We start from the raw sequence: 20,955 nt of genomic DNA, 5'->3' as shown, positions 1-20,955 counted from the left end.
GCCTTTTTCAGCATCATTTTATTTATTCAGACACCGCGCCAGCATGATATTTATTATTCTGCCGTATTCTGGCGTGATAAAAACGTCATTCAGTATAAGACGCTATCCGCGACCGCACATTGTTTTAATGCTCAGGTATTACGGTATATTTTGATAAAAATTTTTGCATATGCACAAAGCACTGGGCGCTAATGCACAGAATCAAGGATTACGGGTTCTGAAGCGATCGGGATCACATTTTGCTATTCATTCTGCTGACATGCTTTATTTCTGAAAGCCGCGTATTTATTTCTACCATTAGAAAAATGGCTGAATTTATTATCAGAGTTTTTGCTGGAGAATACTGAACAATGGCCGACATTGAAATTCGACAGGCACCGCCGACAGCGTTTTATATAAAAGTGCACGACGCCGATAACGTGGCGATTATCGTCAACGACAATGGCTTAAAAGCGGGAACCCGCTTTCCGGACGGGCTGGAACTGATTGAGCATGTTCCGCAGGGACATAAAGTCGCCCTGGTGGATATCCCTGTTAACAGCGAAATCGTGCGTTACGGTGAAGTCATCGGCTATGCCGTTCGTTCGATACCGCAGGGAAGCTGGGTGGAGGAGTCGCTGGTGGCGCTGCCAGAAGCGCCGCCGCTGAATACGCTTCCGCTGGCAACCCGCGTGCCGGAACCGCTTCCCCCACTGGAAGGCTATACCTTTGAAGGCTATCGCAATGCGGACGGCAGCGTCGGCACCAAAAATCTGCTCGGCATTACCACCAGCGTGCACTGCGTGGCGGGCGTAGTGGATTACGTGGTGAAAATCATCGAACGCGATCTGCTGCCAAAATACCCGAACGTCGACGGCGTGGTGGGCCTGAACCACCTCTACGGCTGCGGCGTGGCGATTAACGCCCCTGCTGCCGTGGTGCCTATCCGGACCATCCACAATATCGCCCTGAACCCGAACTTTGGCGGCGAGGTGATGGTCATTGGCCTCGGCTGTGAAAAATTGCAGCCAGAACGTTTACTTCAGGGGACCGAGGATGTCAAAGCCATCCCGGCAGACGATGCCAGCATCGTGCGCCTGCAGGACGAACGCCACGTCGGTTTCCGCTCAATGGTCGACGATATTTTGCAGGTGGCAGAACGCCATCTGGACAAGCTCAACAGCCGCCAGCGCGAAACGTGCCCGGCCTCGGAGCTGGTTGTGGGCACCCAGTGCGGCGGCAGCGATGCCTTCTCCGGCGTAACGGCCAACCCGGCGGTGGGCTATGCGTCCGATCTGCTCATTCGCTGCGGCGCCACGGTGATGTTCTCCGAGGTGACCGAAGTGCGAGACGCCATCCATCTGCTGACGCCGCGCGCGATTAATGAAGAGGTCGGCAAGCGCCTGCTTGAGGAGATGGCCTGGTACGATAACTATCTCGATATGGGCAAAACCGACCGCAGCGCCAATCCCTCCCCCGGGAACAAGAAAGGCGGCCTGGCAAACGTGGTGGAAAAAGCCCTCGGCTCTATTGCCAAATCCGGGCAGAGCGCCATTGCAGAGGTGCTCTCTCCGGGACAGCGCCCGACGAAACGCGGCCTGATCTACGCGGCAACGCCGGCCAGCGATTTTGTGTGCGGCACGCAGCAGGTGGCATCCGGCATTACGGTGCAGGTCTTTACCACCGGGCGCGGCACGCCGTACGGTCTGATGGCGGTACCGGTGATCAAAATGGCGACCCGCACCGCGCTGGCGAACCGCTGGTATGACTTAATGGATATCAACGCGGGCACCATCGCCACCGGAGAAGAGAGCATTGAGGACGTGGGCTGGAAGCTGTTCCACTTCATTCTCGATGTCGCCAGCGGGCGGAAGAAAACCTTTTCGGATCAGTGGGGATTACACAACCAGCTGGCGGTGTTTAACCCGGCACCGGTGACGTGATTTCCCCTCACTCTACCCTCTCCCCCAGGGAGAGGGTAAAAAAAATTAAACCAACACCACCTCAATCCCGCTTTTCCGTAATCCTTCAAGACTTTCCGCCGGAATACCTTCATCGACAATAATCATATCAATCCTTTGCGTATCAATGATTTTATGCAGGCTTGAGCGATTAAATTTGCTGGAGTCAGTAACAACGATAATACGCTCCGCCACCTCGCACATTTTGCGATTCAGACGGGCTTCGTCTTCGTTATGCGTACTCACGCCCCGATCGAGATCGATGGCATCGACGCCCAGGAACAGCAGGTCAAAATGGTAATTCTGTAGCGACTGCTCGGCCTGGTCACCGTAGAAGGATTGCGACTGACGACGCAAATGCCCGCCGGTCATCAGCAACTCCACCCCATCAGCTTCCAGCAGCGCGTTCGCCACGTTCATGCCGTTAGTCATCGCAATCACATCCGTGTGCTGACGCAGCATGCGGGCGATTTCAAACGTCGTGGTACCCGAATCCAGAATGATGCGGTGCCCGGGTTTGACCAGCGCGGCAGCGGCCTGGGCGATGCTGCGCTTCACCGCCGTATTTAGCGAGCTTTTATCTTCCACGGAAGGCTCAGCGCCCGGCACATTACCTTCGCAAATCAATGCCCCGCCGTAGGCGCGAACGGCAATGCCCTGCTTCTCAAGAAAGGCGAGGTCATTGCGGATCGTCACCGTCGAAACGCCGTACAGATGAGACAGATCGTTAACCTGCACGCTTCCCTGCGCCCGCAACCGCTGAATGATCTGCTCTCGCCTTTCACTGGTGCCGGTGATGCGCTTTTCTGCGGATGAATCGGTGCTGCTCATACGAGCTCCTTAATCAATATTCTTTCGTTTCATTTCGTTTTGCCTATTAAGGCCTTTCCTTTACGGGAATGCAAGCCCTGCATGGTGACGATACGCAAGCTGGCATCACGCTGAAACCTTTCATTATGTTTCTTTTGTGAAACAGATCGGAAAACTATTATCTTTCGTTTTATTTTTATATCACCATGATGCAGGATTAAATGAAACAAAACGAAAGATAAATATCATTACCATCCGAAATGGAGAGGAAAGTGAAACATCTGACAGAAATGGTGGAACACCATAAACGGGGGAATTCAAACGGGATTTACGCCGTCTGCTCTGCGCATCCGCTGGTACTGGAAGCGGCCATTCGTTATGCGCATTCGCATCGATCCCCGCTGCTGATCGAGGCCACCTCCAACCAGGTGGATCAATTTGGCGGCTATACCGGCATGACGCCCGCTGATTTTCACGGGTTTGTCTGCCAGCTGGCGGACTCGCTCGGTTTCCCGACGTCACAGCTGATCCTCGGCGGCGATCATTTAGGCCCCAACCGCTGGCAAAATCTCCCTGCGGAACAGGCGATGGCCAACGCAGACGATCTGATCAAAAGCTATGTTTCTGCCGGATTCAAAAAGATCCACCTCGACTGCAGCATGTCCTGTGAGGACGATCCGGTTCCCCTGACCGATGCGATCGTCGCCGGACGCGCCGCACGCCTGGCGAAGATTGCCGAAGCGACCTGTCGCGAGCAGTTTGGTGTAGCCGATCTGGTCTACGTTATCGGCACGGAAGTACCGGTTCCCGGTGGCGCGCACGACACGCTCACCGAACTTGAAGTCACCACGCCGGACGCAGCCCGCGCCACGCTTGAAGCGCACCGTCATGCATTCGAAAAGGAAGGCTTAACCGACATCTGGCCGCGCATTATTGGTCTGGTCGTCCAGCCCGGCGTGGAGTTCGACCATGCGCACGTCTGCGACTATCAGCCGCAGAAAGCCGTCGCCCTGAGCAAAATGGTTGAAGCCTACGACACGCTGGTGTTTGAAGCGCACTCCACCGACTACCAGACGCCGCAGGCGCTGCGAAAGCTGGTCAACGATCACTTTGCGATTCTGAAGGTTGGCCCCGCCCTGACCTTCGCCCTGCGCGAAGCGCTCTTCGCGCTGGCCGCCATCGAAGAGGAACTGCTGCCAGCGAAAGCCGTTTCTGGCCTGCGTCACGTGCTGGAAAACGTCATGCTCGATCGCCCGGAATACTGGCAAAGCCATTACCACGGTGACGGCAACGCGCGTCGCCTTGCCCGCGGCTACAGCTACTCTGACCGCGTGCGCTATTACTGGCCGGACAGCCAGATTGACGACGCTTTTGAACGGCTGGTGCGCAACCTGGCAGACGAGCCCATTCCGCTGCCGCTGATCAGCCAGTACCTGCCGCTGCAGTACGGCAAAGTTCGCGAGGGCGCTCTCAAGTCAACGCCACGGGAACTCATCATCGACCACATTCAGGACATACTCCAGCAGTACCACGCCGCCTGCGAAGGTGTAACAACGCAAAACGCATAATAAAAAGAGGAAAGCGCTATGCCAAACATTGTCTTATGCCGCATTGATGAACGCCTGATTCACGGTCAGGTGGGCGTGCAGTGGGTGGGGTTTGCGGGGGCAAACCTGGTACTCGTCGCCAACGATGAGGTGGCTGAAGATCCGGTTCAACAGAACCTGATGGAGATGGTGCTCGCGGAAGGGATCGCCGTGCGCTTCTGGTCACTGCAAAAAGTGATCGACAACATTCACCGCGCAGCTGACCGCCAGAAAATCCTGCTGGTCTGCAAATCACCCGCTGATTTTCTGAAGCTGGTTGAGGGCGGCGTGCCCATCACCCGTATCAACGTAGGAAACATGCACTACGCCAGTGGCAAACAACAAATTGCCAAAACGGTCTCTGTCGACGCGAACGACATCGCCGCGTTCAACGGCCTGAAAGCGGCCGGGGTGGAATGCTTCGTTCAGGGCGTTCCAACAGAAACTGCTTTGGATCTCTTTAAACTGCTCTGAGGGATTCATAATGGAAATCAGTCTGTTGCAGGCGCTGGGGTTGGGAATACTCGCCTTTATCGCCGGTCTGGATATGTTTAACGGGTTAACACACATGCACCGCCCGGTGGTGCTCGGGCCGCTGGTCGGCCTGATTCTGGGCGACCTGCATACCGGTATTTTGACCGGCGGCACGTTAGAGCTGGTCTGGATGGGGCTGGCCCCGCTCGCCGGTGCCCAGCCGCCGAACGTCATTATCGGCACCATTGTGGGTACCGCATTTGCCATCAGCACCGGGGTGAAGCCAGAAGTTGCCGTGGGCGTCGCCGTCCCGTTTGCCGTCGCGGTACAGATGGGAATTACGTTCCTCTTCTCGGTGATGTCCGGCGTGATGTCACGCTGCGATCGCATGGCGGCCAATGCAGATACTCACGGTATTGAACGGGTGAACTATCTTGCGCTGCTGGCGCTCGGCATCTTCTATTTTCTGTGCGCCTTCCTGCCGATCTACTTCGGTGCGGAACATGCGAAAACCGCCATTGATGTTCTGCCGGCACGGTTGATTGACGGCCTCGGCGTCGCGGGCGGCATCATGCCTGCCATCGGCTTCGCCGTGCTGCTGAAGATCATGATGAAAAACGTCTACATCCCTTACTTCATTATCGGTTTTGTCGCCGCCGCCTGGCTCAAGCTTCCGGTGCTGGCGATTGCGGCCGCCGCGCTGGCCATGGCGCTGATCGACCTGATGCGTAAATCACCTGAACCGACGGCTCCTGCGGCCCAGAAAGAGGAATTCGAAGATGGCATCTAATCAAACAACGTTACCGGGCGTGTCTGAATCCGAAGAGACGCTGCTGACCGGCGTCAACGAAAACGTCTACGAAGACCAGAGCATCGGTGCCGAACTGACGAAAAAAGATATTAACCGCGTGGCCTGGCGTTCAATGCTGCTGCAGGCCTCGTTTAACTATGAACGTATGCAGGCCTCCGGTTGGCTGTACGGGCTGCTGCCCGCGCTGAAAAAGATCCACACCAACAAGCGAGACCTGGCGCGGGCGATGAAAGGCCATATGGGCTTCTTTAACACCCACCCGTTCCTGGTGACCTTTGTTATCGGCATCATTCTGGCGATGGAGCGCTCCAAGCAGGATGTGAACAGCATCCAGAGCACCAAAATTGCCGTCGGCGCGCCGCTCGGCGGTATCGGCGACGCCATGTTCTGGCTAACCCTGCTGCCCATCTGCGGCGGTATCGGCGCCAGCCTGGCGCTGCAAGGGTCGATTCTGGGGGCCGTGGTCTTTATCGTGCTCTTTAACGTGGTGCACCTCGGCCTGCGTTTTGGTCTGGCGCACTACGCATACCGGATGGGCGTGGCGGCCATTCCGCTGATCAAAGCCAACACCAAAAAGGTCGGTCACGCGGCGTCTATCGTCGGGATGACGGTAATTGGCGCGCTGGTGGCAACCTATGTCCGACTCAATACGACGCTTGAAATCAAGGCGGGAGATGCCGTCGTCAAACTGCAGGCCGACGTTATCGACAAGCTGATGCCCGCGTTCCTGCCGCTGGTCTACACCCTGACCATGTTCTGGCTGGTACGCCGCGGCTGGAGCCCGCTGCGTCTGATTGGTATCACCGTGCTGCTGGGCGTAGTCGGTAAGTTCTGTCACTTCCTGTAAAAGCAAAGAGGTTGCGATGTTAGGCATTATTTTGACGGGTCACGGCGGTTTTGCCAGCGGGCTTGAGCAGGCGATGAAGCAGATCCTTGGCGAACAACCACAGTTTATCGCCATCGATTTTCCTGAAACGTCCACCACCGCGCGGCTGACCGCTCAGCTTGAGCAGGCTGTGAGTGAACTCGATGCAGAGCACGATATTGTGTTTCTCACCGATTTGCTCGGCGGCACGCCGTTTCGCGTAGCATCGACGCTCGCCATGCAACGGCCGGGGAGCGAAGTGATCACCGGGACCAACCTGCAGCTGCTGCTGGAGATGGTGCTGGAGCGCGACGGATTAAGCAGCGAAGCGTTTCGTCTGCAGGCGCTGGAGTGCGGGCACCGCGGCCTGACGAGCCTCGTAGACGAACTGGGACGTTGTCGCGAGGAAGCCCCTGCCGAGGAAGGGATATGAGGCAGCTGCTGCGCGCGAGGCGGGTGCTTACCGAACAGGGCTGGCTGGATGACCACCAGCTACGCATTGAAAACGGCGTGATTGCGGCTATTGAGCCTGTCCCGGCGGGCGTGACGTCGCGCGATGCGGAACTGCTCTGCCCGGCGTATATCGATACGCACGTCCATGGCGGCGCGGGCGTGGACGTGATGGATGATGCGCCTGACGTGCTGGATATTCTCGCGATGCATAAAGCGCGCGAAGGCGTGGGCGCCTTTTTACCCACCACCGTTACCGCGCCGCTGGAGGCTATCCACGGCGCGCTCGCGCGAATCGCCCGTCGCTGTCAGTCGGGCGGCCCCGGCGCGCAGATCCTGGGCAGCTACCTGGAAGGACCGTACTTTACGCCGCAGAACAAAGGGGCGCATCCGCCTGACCTGTTCCGGGAACTGGATGTCGCCGAGCTGGACGGCCTGATTGACGTTTCACTGAGCACGTTACGGGTGGTGGCGCTGGCGCCGGAAAAACCTGGCGCGTTGCTGGCGATTCGCCATCTTAAACAGCGCGGAATACGCGTGATGCTGGGCCACAGCGCCGCTACGTTCGATCAAACCCTCGCCGCGTTTGACGCGGGTGCCGATGGGCTGGTGCACTGCTATAACGGCATGACGGGACTGCACCACAGGGAACCCGGCATGGTCGGCGCAGGGCTGACGGACAAACGGGCGTGGCTGGAGCTGATTGCCGACGGCCACCATGTCCATCCGGGAGCCATGCGGTTATGCCGTTGCTGCGCAAAAGAACGCCTGGTGCTGATCACCGATGCCATGCAGGCAGCCGGTATGCCGGATGGTCGGTATACGCTCTGTGGTGAAGCGGTCACGATGCAAAACGGCGTGGTTCGAACCAGCTCCGGCGGGCTGGCCGGGAGCACGCTCTCGCTGGATGCCGCTGTACGCAATATGGTGGAACATACAGGTATCTCTGCCGAAGACGCCATTCATATGGCCTCGCTGCATCCCGCCCGCCTGCTGGGTATGGATAACCAACTCGGTTCGTTAGCGCCGGGTAAACGCGCGAATCTCAATGCGTTGAACGGGGGTTTACACCTCCAGCAGATCTGGATTCAGGGCCAGGCTCTCCCCCTTTAGCCCTTTCATTGTGTCTCCTTTTAGCTTTACGGCCTGAAACCGTAAGGCCTTTCTTTTCCTTTCCTTTAATCTGCCTCTTCCTTTCACGATCACACTTTTCGTTTTATTTCTTTTCTTTCGTTGAAGTTTCGATTTCTTTTCTATAGATTTTATTCAACTGCTAAAGTGAACAAGTGAAACGAAACGAAAGATAGCGACACGATTGCCAGCGTCTGATGTGGAATTCACACGACTAAGGACTGAGTTATGCCACAAACTACCACCGCCGCAACCGGCACCTGGACCGAGGAAGAGATCCGCCAGCAGCCTGCCAGCTGGATCCGCTCGCTCAACAATATCGATAGCCTGCGTTCTTCGATCGACAGCTTCCTGACGCCGCTGCTGCGCAAGCACGATCTGCGGATCGTCCTGACCGGCGCGGGCACGTCCGCGTTTATCGGCGATATCATTGCGCCATGGCTTGCGAGCCACACCGGGAAAACTATCTCCGCCGTCCCGACCACTGACCTGGTCACAAACCCGATGGATTACTTCAGCCCTGCGCATCCGCTGCTGCTGGTTTCGTTTGCCCGATCCGGCAACAGTCCGGAAAGCGTCGCAGCCGTTGAGCTGGCCAATCAGTTCGTACCGGAGTGCTACCACCTGTCGATCACCTGTAACGAGGCCGGAAGCCTGTACCAGACCGCCGTCGACAGCGATAACGCTTATGCCCTGCTGATGCCTGCCGAAACGCACGATCGCGGGTTCGCGATGACCAGCAGCATCACCACCATGATGGCGAGTTGTCTGGCCGTATTCGCCCCGGAAACGATCAACAGTCAAACCTTCCGCGACGTGGCCGATCGCTGTCAGGCGATCCTCTCCTCGCTCGGCGATTTCAGCCACGGCGTCTTTGGCAGCGAACCGTGGAAACGCGTCGTGTATCTGGGAAGCGGTGGTCTGCAGGGCGCGGCACGCGAATCGGCGCTGAAGGTGCTGGAGCTGACGGCGGGCAAGCTGGCGGCATTCTACGACTCCCCCACCGGTTTCCGTCACGGGCCGAAGTCGCTGGTGGATAACGAAACGCTGGTGGTGGTGTTCATCTCCAGCCATCCGTATACGCGCCAGTACGATCTGGATCTGCTGGCCGAGCTGCGCCGCGATCGCCAGGCCCTGCGCGTCGTCGCCATCGCCGCTGAAAACGATCCGGCCATTGAAGCGGGGCCGCATATTCTCCTGCCGCCTTCCCGTCCGTTTAGCGATATGGAACAGGCGTTCTGCTTCCTGATGTATGCGCAGGTCTTTGCCCTTACCCAGTCGCTCAGCGTAGGCAATACGCCCGATACGCCATCCGCCAGCGGGACGGTCAACCGCGTGGTGCAGGGCGTTGTTATTCATCCGTGGCAGGCTTAAGAGGAACTGATTATGAGTATTATCTCGACCAAATATCTTCTCCAGGACGCGCAGACAAAAGGCTATGCCGTTCCGGCGTTCAACATCCACAACGCGGAGACGATCCAGGCGATCTTAGAAGTGTGCAGCGAAATGCGATCGCCAGTGATCCTCGCGGGCACGCCGGGAACCTTTAAGCATATTGCGCTGGAAGAGATTTACGCCCTGTGCAGCGCCTACTCCCTCACCTACGACATGCCGCTGGCGCTGCACCTCGATCACCACGAATCGCTGGACGATATTCGCCGCAAGGTCAACGCGGGCGTGCGCAGCGCGATGATCGACGGCAGCCACTATCCGTTTGAACAGAACGTGAAGCTGGTGAAGTCGGTGGTCGATTTCTGCCACCTCAACGACTGCAGCGTCGAAGCCGAACTGGGCCGCCTGGGCGGTGTGGAAGATGACATGAGTGTTGATGCGGAAAGCGCGTTTCTCACCGATCCACAGGAAGCGAAACGCTTTGTCGAACTGACCGGCGTCGACAGCCTTGCCGTCGCCATCGGCACCGCTCACGGCCTGTATACCAAGCGCCCAAAAATCGACTTCCAGCGGCTGGCCGAGATCCGTGAAGTCGTCACCGTGCCGCTGGTGCTGCACGGCGCGAGCGATGTGCCGGATGAGGATGTGCGTCGCACCATCGAACTGGGCGTGTGCAAAGTTAACGTGGCAACCGAGCTGAAAATCGCCTTCTCTGACGCGGTGAAAGCCTGGTTTGCCGACAACCCGCAGGGCAACGATCCGCGCTTCTATATGCGGGTCGGCATGGACGCCATGAAAGAGGTGGTCAGAAGCAAAATCACCGTTTGCGGCTCCGCAAACCGGCTGCTGCTTCCAGCGGAAGCCTGATCCCATCGCGCATTACGTCAGTACTTAAAAATAACTATAAGCCTCGCAAATATGAAGGCGCGTCCTTAAGCCGGACAGCGCCTTCCATTATCCTAAAAATCCGAGGAGTCCCTACATGACACAGGAAAAGTCGTTTAAATCGAAAGCGTGGGAATTTTTCCAAAGCCTGGGAAAGACCTTTATGTTCCCGGTCTCCCTGCTGGCCTTCATGGGGTTGCTGCTGGGGATCGGTAGCTCCGTCACCAGCCCTTCCACCATTAAAAGCTTTCCCTTTCTGGGCGGCGAGTTAACGCAGCTGACCTTTGGCTTTATCGCCATGGTGGGCGGCTTCGCCTTTACGTATCTGCCGCTGATGTTCGCCATGGCGATCCCGATGGGCCTCGCGAAACGCAACAAGGCCGTGGGCGCTTTTGCCGGGTTCGTTGGCTACATGCTGATGAACATGAGTATCAACTACTACCTGACCGCCACCCACCAGCTTGCCGATGCCGCGACCATGAGACAGGTGGGACAATCGATCGTGCTGGGGATCCAGACCCTGGAGATGGGCGTGCTGGGCGGCATCGTGGTGGGGGTGATTACCTATTTCCTGCACGAGCGTTTTCAGGACACGGTCCTCCACGACGCCTTTGCCTTCTTTAGCGGCATCCGTTTTGTACCGATTATCACCGCCCTTACCCTTTCACTGGTCGGGCTGTTCATTCCCCTGCTGTGGGAATACGTGGCGCTGGGGATTGCCGGGATTGGCCATATTATCCAGAGCACCAGCGTTTTCGGCCCCTTCCTTTACGGCGTGGGCGTGCTGCTGCTTAAACCCTTCGGCCTGCACCACATTCTGCTGGCGATGGTGCGCTTCACGCCAGCAGGCGGGATTGAGATGGTCAACGGCCATGAAGTGGCCGGCGCGCTGAATATCTTCTACGCCGAGCTGAAAGCCGGACTGCCGTTTAGCCCGCACGTTACCGCGTTTCTGTCACAAGGGTTTATGCCGACCTTTATCTTTGGCTTACCTGCCGTGGCCTACGCCATCTACCGCACCGCGCGTCCGGAAAACCGCCCGGTGATTAAGGGACTGCTGCTTTCCGGCGTGCTGGTGTCCGTCGTTACCGGTATTTCAGAGCCGATTGAGTTCCTGTTCCTGTTTATCGCGCCTGCGCTTTACGCCTTCCATATCGTGATGTCGGGCCTGGCGCTGATGGTGATGGCCCTGCTTGGGGTGACCATCGGCAACACCGACGGTGGGATTCTGGATCTGCTGATCTTTGGCGTGATGCAGGGGATGTCGACCAAATGGTATCTGCTGTTCCCGGTCGGTATCGCCTGGTTTGCTATCTACTTCGTCGTCTTCCGCTGGTACATCCTCAAACACGATATCAAGACGCCGGGACGTGAAGTGGATGTACAGGCTGCACAGCAGGCCGTCGAAGCCAACACCCGCGCGCGTGGAAAATCGAAATACGATCATGGGCTTATCCTGCAGGCGCTCGGTGGCAAAGAGAACATCGAGTCGCTCGACAACTGCATCACCCGCTTGCGTCTGGTGGTGAAAGAGATGGGCCTTATCGATCAGCAGGCGCTGAAAGCAGCGGGCGCCCTGTCGGTGGTGGTGCTGGATGCTCACAGCGTACAGGTGATCATCGGCCCGCAGGTGCAGAGCGTCAAAACCGGCATTGAAGCCTTAATTTAACAGGGGGTCGTTGTGTTTGATTTCGACAAAATCATCGAGCGTAAAAGCGATAAGTGCCGTAAATGGGACCATGCGTTTGTCTGCTCACGCTTTGGTGATGTTCCGGAGGGGTTTATTCCGCTGTGGATCGCAGATATGGATTTCACCTCACCGCCCGCCGTTATTGAAGGCTTCCAGCGCATCGTGGAGCACGGCACCTTTGGCTATACGTGGTGTTTCGACGAATTCTACGACGCGACGATCGCCTTTCAGCGCACGCGTCATCAGGTTGAGGTAGACAGGTCGTGGATCACGCTGACCTACGGCACCGTGTCCACCCTGCACTACACGGTTCAGGCGTTCTGCCAGCCTGGCGACAGCGTGATGATGAACACCCCAGTCTACGACCCGTTTGCAATGGCGGCACAGCGCCAGGGCGTTAAGGTCCTCGTTAACCCGCTTCGCGTGGAGGAAAACCGCTATCAGCTGGATTTTCATCTGATTGAAGATCAGCTCAAAACCCACCGTCCAAAACTGTGGTTCTTCTGCTCGCCGCATAACCCCTCGGGCCGAATCTGGCGCGCAGATGAGATACGGCAGGTGTCCGATCTCTGTAAACGCTACGGCACGATTCTGGTGGTCGATGAGGTTCACGCCGAGCACATTCTGGACGGTACATTCGTCAGCTGTCTGACTTCGGGCTGTGCCGCGCAGGACAACCTGATCGTGCTGACGTCCCCCAATAAAGCCTTCAACCTGGGCGGGCTGAAAACGTCTTATTCGATGATCCCGGACGATTCGCTGCGCCAGCGCTTCCGCCAGCAGCTTGAGAAGAACTCGATTACTTCCCCCAATATGTTCGGCGTATGGGGGATTATCCTCGCCTATCAACACGGTCTGCCGTGGCTCGACGCGCTGAACGGGTATCTGCAAGGCAACGCGCGCTACCTTGCAGACGCGATTCAGACCCACTTCCCGGCGTGGAAGATGATGAACCCGGAATCGTCGTATCTGGCCTGGATAGACGTGAGCGCCGACGAGCGCAGCGCCACCCAGTTAACCCAACATTTTGCCCGGCAGGCGGGCGTGGTCATTGAAGACGGCAGCCACTACGTGCAAAACGGCGAAAACTACCTGCGGATTAACTTCGGCACCCAGCGCTACTGGCTGGAGCAGTCCATTACCCGAATGCTGAAGCATTACTGATAAGGATCTAAACCCGATGAAAAAAGTGCTCACTCTTTCGCTGCTGGCTCTCTCTGTTTCTCATGGCGCGGCGGCCGCCAACTACGCGCTCAATAACGACAATATTGCCCTTTCGTTTGATGATGCAAACGCAACGGTAGTAGTGAAGGACAGCAAGGCTAACCATCCGCTCACGCCCCAGGAGCTGTTCTTTCTAACGCTGCCGGATGAGACAAAAATCCACGCCGCTGATTTCTCCATCAAGCATGTCGAAAAGCGGGACAACGCGATTGTCATCGACTTTACGCGCCCGGATTTTAACGTAACGGTGAAGCTGAATCTGGTGAAGGATAAGTATGCCAGTATCGATTACACCCTCGCGGCTGTTGGTCAGCCGCGAGACGTGGCGAAAATCACCTTCTTCCCGACAAAAAAGCAGTCTCAGGCACCGTATGTTGACGGTGCCATTAACAGTTCGCCGATCGTGGCTGATTCGTTCTTTATTCTGCCGGATAAACCGATCGTGAATACTTACGCCTATGAAGCGACGACCAACCTCAACGTCGAGCTGAAAACCCCCATTCAGCCTGAAACGCCGGTCAGCTACACGATGTATTTCGGCACCTTCCCGGAAACCAGCCAACTGCGCCGCAGCGTGAACCAGTTCATCGATGCCGTGCGCCCCCGTCCGTATAAGCCTTACCTGCACTACAACAGCTGGATGGACATCGGCTTCTTTACACCTTACTCCGAGCAGGATGTGCTGGGGCGGATGGACGAGTGGAATAAGGAATTTATCACCGGACGCGGCGTGGCGCTGGACGCGTTCCTGCTGGACGACGGCTGGGACGACCTTACCGGGCGCTGGCTGTTTGGCCCGGCATTCAGCAACGGTTTTGGCAAGGTACGGGAAAAAGCCGACAGCCTGCACAGCTCGGTCGGGCTGTGGCTCTCACCGTGGGGAGGCTACAACAAGCCCCGCGACATTCGCGTCTCGCATGCAAAAGAGTATGGATTCGAAACCGTCGACGGGAAGCTGGCGCTGTCAGGGCCGAACTACTTTAAGAACTTCAATGAGCAGATCGTTAAGCTGATCAAAAACGAACACATTACCTCGTTCAAACTTGATGGGATGGGAAACGCCAATTCGCATATTAAGGGCAGTCCGTTCGCCTCGGATTTTGACGCCTCTATCGCCCTGCTGCATAACATGCGCAGCGCTAACCCAAACCTGTTTATCAACCTGACCACCGGGACCAACGCCAGCCCGTCCTGGCTGTTCTACGCTGATTCGATCTGGCGCCAGGGGGACGACATCAACCTGTACGGCCCCGGCACGCCGGTGCAGCAGTGGATGACCTACCGCGATGCGGAAACGTACCGCTCGATTGTGCGCAAGGGCCCGCTGTTCCCGCTGAACTCCTTGATGTACCACGGGATCGTCAGCGCGGAGAATGCCTACTACGGTCTGGAGAAGGTACAAACGGACAGCGATTTTGCCGACCAGGTCTGGAGCTATTTCGCGACCGGTACGCAGCTGCAGGAGCTGTATATCACCCCGTCAATGCTGAATAAGGCGAAGTGGGACACCCTGGCGCAGGCCGCGAAATGGTCCCGGGAAAACGCCAGCGTGCTGGTGGACACCCACTGGATAGGCGGCGACCCAACGGCGCTGCAGGTTTACGGCTGGGCATCATGGAGCAAGGACAAAGCGATTCTCGGCTTGCGTAACCCGTCGGATAAGCCGCAAAGCTACTACCTGGATTTGACGAGAGATTTCGAAGTCCCGACAGGAAACGCGGCGCAGTTTAGTCTGAAGGCGGTGTATGGCCGTAATTCAACCGTACCGGAGGCGTACAAAAACGCCGTGGTGATTACGCTGCAACCGCTGGAAACGCTGGTGTTTGAGGCAATACCTGCTAGCTAAAAGACGCTTAAAGATCTGTAGGCCGGGTAAGGCGTAGCCGCCACCCGGCAAAAACGGGCAGGAGATGCCTTACTCCCCCTGCTGCTCCAGCGCATACTTATACAGCGCATTTTTCTTCACGCCGTGAATTTCTGCCGCCAGCGCAGCGGCTTTCTTCAGCGGCAGTTCCGCCTGCAGCAGCGCCAGCGTACGCAGCGCATCGGCTGGAAGCGCGTCTTCTTCCGCCTTGTGCCCTTCGACGATCAGCACCATTTCACCCTTGCGGCGGTTTTCGTCTTCCTTCACCCACGCCAGCAGTTCACCTACCGGTGCTCCGTGGATGGTTTCCCAGGTTTTGGTCAGCTCGCGCGCCAGCACCACGTAGCGGCCTTCCCCCCAGACGGTCACCATATCTTCCAGGCTCTCCAGCAGGCGGTGCGTGGATTCGTAGAAAATCAGGGTACGCGGTTCCGCTTCCAGGTCTTTTAAGACGTCGCGGCGGCCTTTGGATTTAGCGGGCAGGAAGCCTTCATAGCAGAAACGGTCAGACGGCAGACCTGCGGCGCTTAACGCAGCAATCGCGGCGCACGGTCCCGGCAGGGGTACCACGCGAATACCGGCTTCGCGACAGGTACGCACCAGGTGATAGCCCGGATCGTTGATCAGCGGCGTACCGGCATCGGAGACCAGGGCAATGTTTTGCCCCTCTTTCAGTTTGGCCACCAGCGTTTCGGCTTTTTGTTGCTCATTGTGATCGTGCAGAGCAAACAAACGGGCGTTAATCGCGAAATGTTGCAGCAGTAAGCCGGTATGGCGGGTGTCTTCAGCAGCAATTAAATCAACAGCTTGCAGTACGGTCAGCGCACGTTGGGTAATATCAGACAAATTCCCGATAGGAGTAGGTACAATATAAAGCTGGCCTTGAGAATTATCTGCCGTTTCGTGTTGTTTCATTGTTTCGTCCGTATTGCCGATTTAATATTGAGCATTGCGTAAAAAAAATCACTGGATACAGTATGGTACCGTTAACGTTTCTTCGAAAAAAAGCCGCGCGCAGCGTGCCGCTTCTGCTGGCAGCCCTGATCTTTGCAGGCTGTGGCACCCAGGCACCTGACCAGAGCACCGCCCATCTCCAGGGTTCTGCTCAGGCTGATTCTGGCTTTTATCTGCAACAAATGTCGCAGAGTTCAAATGATACCAAGACCAACTGGCAATTACTCGCCATTCGTGCACTGCTAAAAGAGGGTAAAACCCAGCGGGCAGCCGAACTGTTTAACCAGTTGCCAAAAGATCTTAACGACGCCCAGCGTCGTGAGCAGAGCCTGCTCTCTGCCGAGCTGAAAGTTGCGCTGAAAGATTACGCCGCCGCGAAGAAGATCCTCGGTGATATCGACGTGAGCGCGCTGGATAAAAACCAGCAGGCGCGCTTCTGGCAGGCGGGCATTATCGCTGAGCAGGGACGCCCTTCCCTGACCTTGCTCCGTGCGCTCGTCGCGCAAGAGCCGCTGCTTGGCGGTGCTGATAAGCAGAAAAATATTGATGCCACCTGGCAAGCGCTGGCGTCGATGACGCAGGAACAGGCGCAGGCGCTGGTCATCAACGCGGATGAAAACGTCCTGCAGGGCTGGCTGGATCTGCAGCAGATGTGGTTTAACAACCGCAGCGATCCTAAGATGTTAAAAGCCGGCATTACGGACTGGCAGACGCGCTACCCGCAAAACCCGGGCGCGAAAATGCTGCCAACCCAGCTGGTGAACGTGCAGAACTTTAAGCCTGCCTCGACCAGCAAAATCGCCCTCCTTTTGCCACTCAACGGCCAGGCGGCGGTGTTTGGACGCACCATTCAGCAGGGCTTTGAAGCGGCGAAAAACGGCACGACGGCGGTCACCGGCAGCGCCGTTCCCGCACAGGCGGCCCAGGCGGCTAACGTGAATGAGGTTGTCAGCCCATCCGCCGCAGAGACCAGCGACCTGACCACGGCGCAAGCGCCAGCGCAGGGCACGATGCAAAACCCGGTGACGGCCCCGACGACGCCGCCAGCGACAGCAGCTCCGTCTACTACAGCACCTGTGACCCAGGCTCCGGCCGAGACGCAAGCGGCGCCAGCCGCTGCTCCAGTTCCTGCCACAACAGCAGAACAGCCTCAACAGCAGCCTGCACAGCCAACTGCTCAACCTGCCGCGCAGCCGCAGTCCGTGGCAACCACCAGCGCCAACCCGGGCGCTGAATTGAAAATCTACGATACCAGTTCGCAGCCGCTGGACCAGGTTCTGGCGCAGGTTCAACAGGATGGCGCGAGCATCGTTGTCGGACCGCTGCTGAAAAACAACGTGGAAGAGCTGATGAAGAGCAATACCACGCTGAACGTGCTGGCGCTCAACCAGCCAGAGCAGGTTCAGAACCGGGCCAATATCTGCTACTTCGCGCTCTCTCCGGAAGATGAAGCCCGCGATGCGGCGCGTCATATTCACGAACAGGGTAAGCAGGCACCGCTGTTGCTCATCCCACGCAGCGCGCTGGGCGATCGCGTGGCCAATGCCTTTGCCGATGAGTGGCAGAAGCTGGGCGGCGGCGTGGTACTGCATCAGAAATTCGGTTCCGTCTCTGAACTGCGCGCGGGCGTCAACGGCGGGGCGGGTATCGCGCTTAACGGTAGCCCGGTTACCGCGAGCCTGCCACAGCAGCAGGGCGTGACGATTGGCGGCCTGACGATCCCTGCACCGCCAACCGACGCGCAGATTAGCGGTGGCGGTAAAGTGGATGCGGCCTATATCGTTGCCACACCGCAGGAGATCGCCTTTATCAAACCGATGATTGCAATGCGTAACGGCAGCCAGAGCGGCGCAACGCTCTACGCCAGCTCCCGTAGCGCACAGGGCACCGCAGGTCCAGATTTCCGTCTGGAAATGGACGGTCTGCAGTACAGCGAAATCCCGATGCTGGCCGGCAGCAATCCATCCCTGATGCAGCAGGCGCTGAGCGCGGTGCGTAACGATTACTCTCTGGCGCGTCTGTATGCGATGGGGGTTGATGCGTGGGCGCTGGCGAACCACTTTACCCAGATGCGTCAGATGCCGGGCTTCGAGCTTAACGGCAACACCGGCGATCTGACCGCCACTCAGGATTGTGTGATTAACAGGAAGTTATCATGGCTCAAATACCAGCAGGGGCAGATCGTCCCGGCCAGTTAAGCCGTAAACAGACCGGCGATGCGTGGGAGTTAAAGGCGCGTCGCTGGCTTGAAGGCAAAGGACTGCATTTCATCGCCGCCAACGTCCGCGGGCGTGGCGGCGAAATCGACCTGATCATGAAAGACGGTCAGGTCATCGTGTTTGTAGAAGTGCGCTTTCGACAGTCCTCCCGTTTTGGCGGTGCTGCCGCCAGCGTGACGCTCGCCAAACAACATAAATTATTACAGACTGCCCACTTGTGGCTTGCCCGCCATAATGGGAGTTTTGATACTGTGGATTGCCGGTTCGATGTGATAGCCTTCACCGGAAATGAGATCGAATGGCTTAAAAACGCTTTTGGCGAAGACGCATAATTAAGATTTAAAAGGGATAACGTGCTCGAAAGAATTAAAGTGTGCTTCACAGAAAGCATCCAGACTCAGATTGCCGCGGCGGAAGCCCTTCCGGATGCTATCTCGCGTGCCGCAATGACGCTGGTGCAATCCCTGCTAAACGGCAACAAAATCCTCTGTTGTGGCAACGGCACGTCAGCCGCCAACGCACAGCATTTTGCTGCCAGCATGATCAATCGTTTTGAAACAGAACGCCCGAGTTTACCTGCCATTGCACTTAACACCGATAATGTGGTCTTAACGGCGATTGCTAACGATCGTCTGCATGACGAAATTTACGCAAAGCAGGTGCGAGCTCTGGGTCATGCCGGAGATGTGCTGCTGGCCATCTCCACGCGCGGCAATAGCCGGGATATTGTCAAAGCCGTTGAAGCCGCCGTCACCCGCGACATGACTATCGTGGCCTTAACCGGCTATGACGGGGGTGAGCTGGCGGGTCTGCTTGGGCCGCAGGATGTGGAAATCCGCATTCCTTCTCACCGGAGCGCACGTATTCAGGAAATGCATATGCTCACGGTGAACTGCTTATGTGACTTGATCGATAACACGCTTTTCCCTCACCAGGATGATTAAGGAGTTCTTATGAAGGCTTTATCGACCCTCGCAGTCCTTATGTCTGCATTACTGCTTCAGGGATGTATCGCTGCGGCCGTTGTGGGTACCGCCGCAGTAGGCACCAAAGCGGCAACCGATCCGCGCTCTGTGGGGACACAGGTGGATGACGGTACGCTGGAGCTGCGCGTCAACAGTGCGCTGTCGAAAGACGAACAGATCAAAAAAGAGGCGCGTATCAACGTGACGGCTTACCAGGGCAAAGTGCTGCTGGCAGGCCAGGCGCCGAATATGGAACTCGCCTCGCGTGCGAAACAGATTGCGATGGGCGTTGAAGGGACCACAGAGGTGTTTAACGAAGTGCGTCAAGGCAAGCCAATTGGCCTGGGTGATGCTTCTTCCGATACCTGGATCACCACCAAAGTGCGTTCCCAGCTGCTGGGTTCGGACCAGGTGAAATCCTCCAACGTGAAGGTGACGACGGAAAACGGTGAAGTGTTCCTGCTGGGTCTGGTGACCGACCGTGAAGGGAAAGCGGCGGCCGATATCGCCAGCCGGGTGAGCGGCGTGAAGCACGTCACCACCGCGTTTACTTACATTAAATAAAAAAATCCCCTCAAGTGAGGGGATTTTTTTGTAGGCCCGGTAAGCGTAGCGCCACCGGGCGTTTTTCACAGAAGCGCAATACTTCCCACCATCATCCCACTCAACGCCACCAGCCCCGCGGTCAGCCAAAGCGCTTTCGCCGGGAATGACTTACGCAGCATAATCAGCGACGGCAGACTGATGGCAGGCAGCGTGATGAGCAACGCCAGCGCCGGTGCGGTGCCCATGCCGGCCAGCATCATGGTCTGAACAATAGGAATTTCTGCGGCGGTAGGGATCACAAACAGGCAGCCTGCAACGGCCATCGCAATGACCCACAACAGCGTGTTGTCGATAGCGCCATCCGCATGCGGGAAGAGCCAGACGCGCGCCGCGCCGAGAACCAGTACCGCCAGGATATAGACCGGGATGGTGCTCCAGAAAAGCTGCCATAGCGCCCTGCCCCAGCGGGCAAAGAACCCGCCCTGCGGCTCGCTGACGTCCAGCTCAACAGACGCGGACTCTGGCATCTTATCCTTCACCAGATTTTGCACCAGCGTCGCCACCACCAGCACGGTCAGCAGTCCGGCCACCAGACGAATGAACGCGAAATGCCAGCCCAGGACAAAGCCCATAAACACCAGCGTCGCCGGATTGAGCAGCGGGTTGCCCATCCAGAACGCCAGTGCGCCGCCCATTGATACGCGCTGGCGGCGCATGCCTGCCGCCACGGGTGCAGCACAGCAGGAGCACATCATGCCCGGCAGGGAGAAAATCGTCCCCAGCAGCGTCCCCTGAAAGCGCGGCTGCCCGAGGGTTTTCACCAGCCAGTTGCGCGGGATCAGCACCTGAATCAGTGAGCCCAGGATCACGCCCAGGACGGCAGCCTTCCAGACGGCAAGGAAGTAGACCATGGCATAGTCCCACGCCGCCTGAAGCGGGCTGGCATCCGCCTGAGCGAGAATAGATTTACCGATGCTGTGCGTTTCGGCGGCGGTGAAGGCTTTGCCGTAGTACGGCTGCCATTTCACGTACCAGAGGCCAATAATGACCACGAGAAAGAAGAGTGCGGGCTTCCACCATTGAACAGGTGTTGCCGCCTGAGATGAAGACTGACCAGTCATAGCATTCCCCGGAGAGTATGAGTAATTA

The 20,955-nt window shown here is 57.4% G+C and carries 19 protein-coding genes; 16 read left to right on the top strand and 3 right to left on the bottom strand.

What is annotated here, in order from left to right; all coding sequences use genetic code 11:
* Positions 1-350: 350 nt before the first annotated feature.
* A complete protein-coding gene (garD, locus tag BFG58_RS13075) occupies positions 351-1,922 on the top strand; it encodes a galactarate dehydratase (RefSeq protein WP_069719921.1) in 1,572 nt (523 codons plus the stop codon).
* 45 nt (positions 1,923-1,967) lie between these two features.
* Here garD and BFG58_RS13070 read toward each other — a convergent pair whose 3' ends face one another.
* Complete coding sequence (locus BFG58_RS13070; RefSeq protein ID WP_045415290.1) at positions 1,968-2,771, bottom strand: DeoR family transcriptional regulator; 804 nt, start codon at positions 2,769-2,771, stop codon at positions 1,968-1,970.
* Positions 2,772-3,010: 239 nt separating this feature from the next.
* Here BFG58_RS13070 and kbaZ point away from each other — a divergent pair, with 239 nt between their 5' ends.
* The 11 genes from kbaZ (at position 3,011) to BFG58_RS13015 (ending at position 15,104) form a co-directional block, all read left to right on the top strand.
* Positions 3,011-4,318, top strand: coding sequence for a tagatose-bisphosphate aldolase subunit KbaZ (kbaZ, locus tag BFG58_RS13065; protein WP_069719920.1), 1,308 nt, complete (start codon positions 3,011-3,013; stop codon positions 4,316-4,318).
* Between the two features lie 18 nt (positions 4,319-4,336).
* Entirely contained in the window at positions 4,337-4,810 is a 474-nt protein-coding gene (gene agaV, locus BFG58_RS13060) for a PTS N-acetylgalactosamine transporter subunit IIB (protein WP_023333561.1), read from the top strand.
* A gap of 10 nt (positions 4,811-4,820) precedes the next feature.
* The gene (agaW, locus tag BFG58_RS13055) at positions 4,821-5,600 is read left to right on the top strand and encodes a PTS N-acetylgalactosamine transporter subunit IIC (RefSeq protein ID WP_024906387.1); all 780 of its coding nucleotides are present in this window, start codon (positions 4,821-4,823) and stop codon (positions 5,598-5,600) included.
* Complete coding sequence (gene agaE / locus BFG58_RS13050) at positions 5,590-6,468, top strand: PTS N-acetylgalactosamine transporter subunit IID (protein WP_024906386.1); 879 nt, start codon at positions 5,590-5,592, stop codon at positions 6,466-6,468. The genes agaW and agaE overlap by 11 nt, the downstream gene beginning before the upstream one ends.
* Before the next feature lie 16 nt (positions 6,469-6,484).
* Entirely contained in the window at positions 6,485-6,919 is a 435-nt protein-coding gene (gene agaF, locus BFG58_RS13045) for a PTS galactosamine/N-acetylgalactosamine transporter subunit IIA (protein ID WP_045355421.1), read from the top strand.
* Positions 6,916-8,049: an N-acetylglucosamine-6-phosphate deacetylase gene (gene nagA / locus BFG58_RS13040; protein ID WP_069719919.1), complete on the top strand. Its 1,134-nt coding sequence runs from the start codon at positions 6,916-6,918 to the stop codon at positions 8,047-8,049. Before agaF ends, nagA begins: the two co-directional genes overlap by 4 nt.
* A gap of 246 nt (positions 8,050-8,295) precedes the next feature.
* Positions 8,296-9,441 carry an SIS domain-containing protein gene (locus BFG58_RS13035; protein WP_069719918.1) on the top strand — a complete coding sequence of 382 codons (1,146 nt, stop codon included), beginning with the start codon at positions 8,296-8,298 and terminating at the stop codon, positions 9,439-9,441.
* A gap of 12 nt (positions 9,442-9,453) precedes the next feature.
* A complete protein-coding gene (gene kbaY, locus BFG58_RS13030; protein WP_048225073.1) occupies positions 9,454-10,326 on the top strand; it encodes a tagatose-bisphosphate aldolase subunit KbaY in 873 nt (290 codons plus the stop codon).
* A gap of 115 nt (positions 10,327-10,441) precedes the next feature.
* Positions 10,442-12,013: a maltose/glucose-specific PTS transporter subunit IIBC gene (malX, locus tag BFG58_RS13025; protein WP_045415298.1), complete on the top strand. Its 1,572-nt coding sequence runs from the start codon at positions 10,442-10,444 to the stop codon at positions 12,011-12,013.
* A 12-nt stretch (positions 12,014-12,025) separates the two neighbouring features.
* Positions 12,026-13,198 carry a MalY/PatB family protein gene (locus BFG58_RS13020; protein ID WP_069719917.1) on the top strand — a complete coding sequence of 391 codons (1,173 nt, stop codon included), beginning with the start codon at positions 12,026-12,028 and terminating at the stop codon, positions 13,196-13,198.
* A 16-nt stretch (positions 13,199-13,214) separates the two neighbouring features.
* The gene (locus BFG58_RS13015) at positions 13,215-15,104 is read left to right on the top strand and encodes an enterotoxin (protein WP_069719916.1); all 1,890 of its coding nucleotides are present in this window, start codon (positions 13,215-13,217) and stop codon (positions 15,102-15,104) included.
* 69 nt (positions 15,105-15,173) lie between these two features.
* Here BFG58_RS13015 and rsmI read toward each other — a convergent pair whose 3' ends face one another.
* Positions 15,174-16,037: a 16S rRNA (cytidine(1402)-2'-O)-methyltransferase gene (rsmI, locus tag BFG58_RS13010; protein ID WP_048028870.1), complete on the bottom strand. Its 864-nt coding sequence runs from the start codon at positions 16,035-16,037 to the stop codon at positions 15,174-15,176.
* 62 nt (positions 16,038-16,099) lie between these two features.
* On the opposite strand from rsmI, the gene BFG58_RS13005 reads away from it, so the two are divergent.
* From BFG58_RS13005 to dolP, 4 genes are read left to right on the top strand one after another with little or no spacing between them, the layout of a single operon-like run.
* Positions 16,100-18,274, top strand: a complete 2,175-nt coding sequence (locus BFG58_RS13005; RefSeq protein WP_069719915.1) for a penicillin-binding protein activator — start codon at positions 16,100-16,102, stop codon at positions 18,272-18,274.
* The gene (locus tag BFG58_RS23895; protein ID WP_045910089.1) at positions 18,232-18,627 is read left to right on the top strand and encodes a YraN family protein; all 396 of its coding nucleotides are present in this window, start codon (positions 18,232-18,234) and stop codon (positions 18,625-18,627) included. Before BFG58_RS13005 ends, BFG58_RS23895 begins: the two co-directional genes overlap by 43 nt.
* Before the next feature lie 21 nt (positions 18,628-18,648).
* On the top strand, positions 18,649-19,239 hold the full coding sequence (gene diaA, locus BFG58_RS23890) for a DnaA initiator-associating protein DiaA (RefSeq protein ID WP_003861754.1): 591 nt from the start codon (positions 18,649-18,651) through the stop codon (positions 19,237-19,239).
* 9 nt (positions 19,240-19,248) lie between these two features.
* The gene (dolP, locus tag BFG58_RS12990) at positions 19,249-19,824 is read left to right on the top strand and encodes a division/outer membrane stress-associated lipid-binding lipoprotein (protein ID WP_024906379.1); all 576 of its coding nucleotides are present in this window, start codon (positions 19,249-19,251) and stop codon (positions 19,822-19,824) included.
* Positions 19,825-19,889: 65 nt separating this feature from the next.
* On the opposite strand, the gene BFG58_RS12985 is transcribed toward dolP, so the two are convergent.
* Positions 19,890-20,927 (bottom strand): permease, encoded by a 1,038-nt coding sequence (locus BFG58_RS12985; protein ID WP_069719914.1) that lies wholly within the window; start codon positions 20,925-20,927, stop codon positions 19,890-19,892.
* Positions 20,928-20,955: the final 28 nt, after the last annotated feature.

The sequence above is a fragment of the Enterobacter sp. ku-bf2 genome, from assembly GCF_001742765.1.
Lineage (GTDB): Bacteria > Pseudomonadota > Gammaproteobacteria > Enterobacterales > Enterobacteriaceae > Enterobacter > Enterobacter quasiroggenkampii.
Note: the sequence above shows the minus strand (reverse complement) of the source record. Positions and strands in the feature narration are given on the sequence as shown.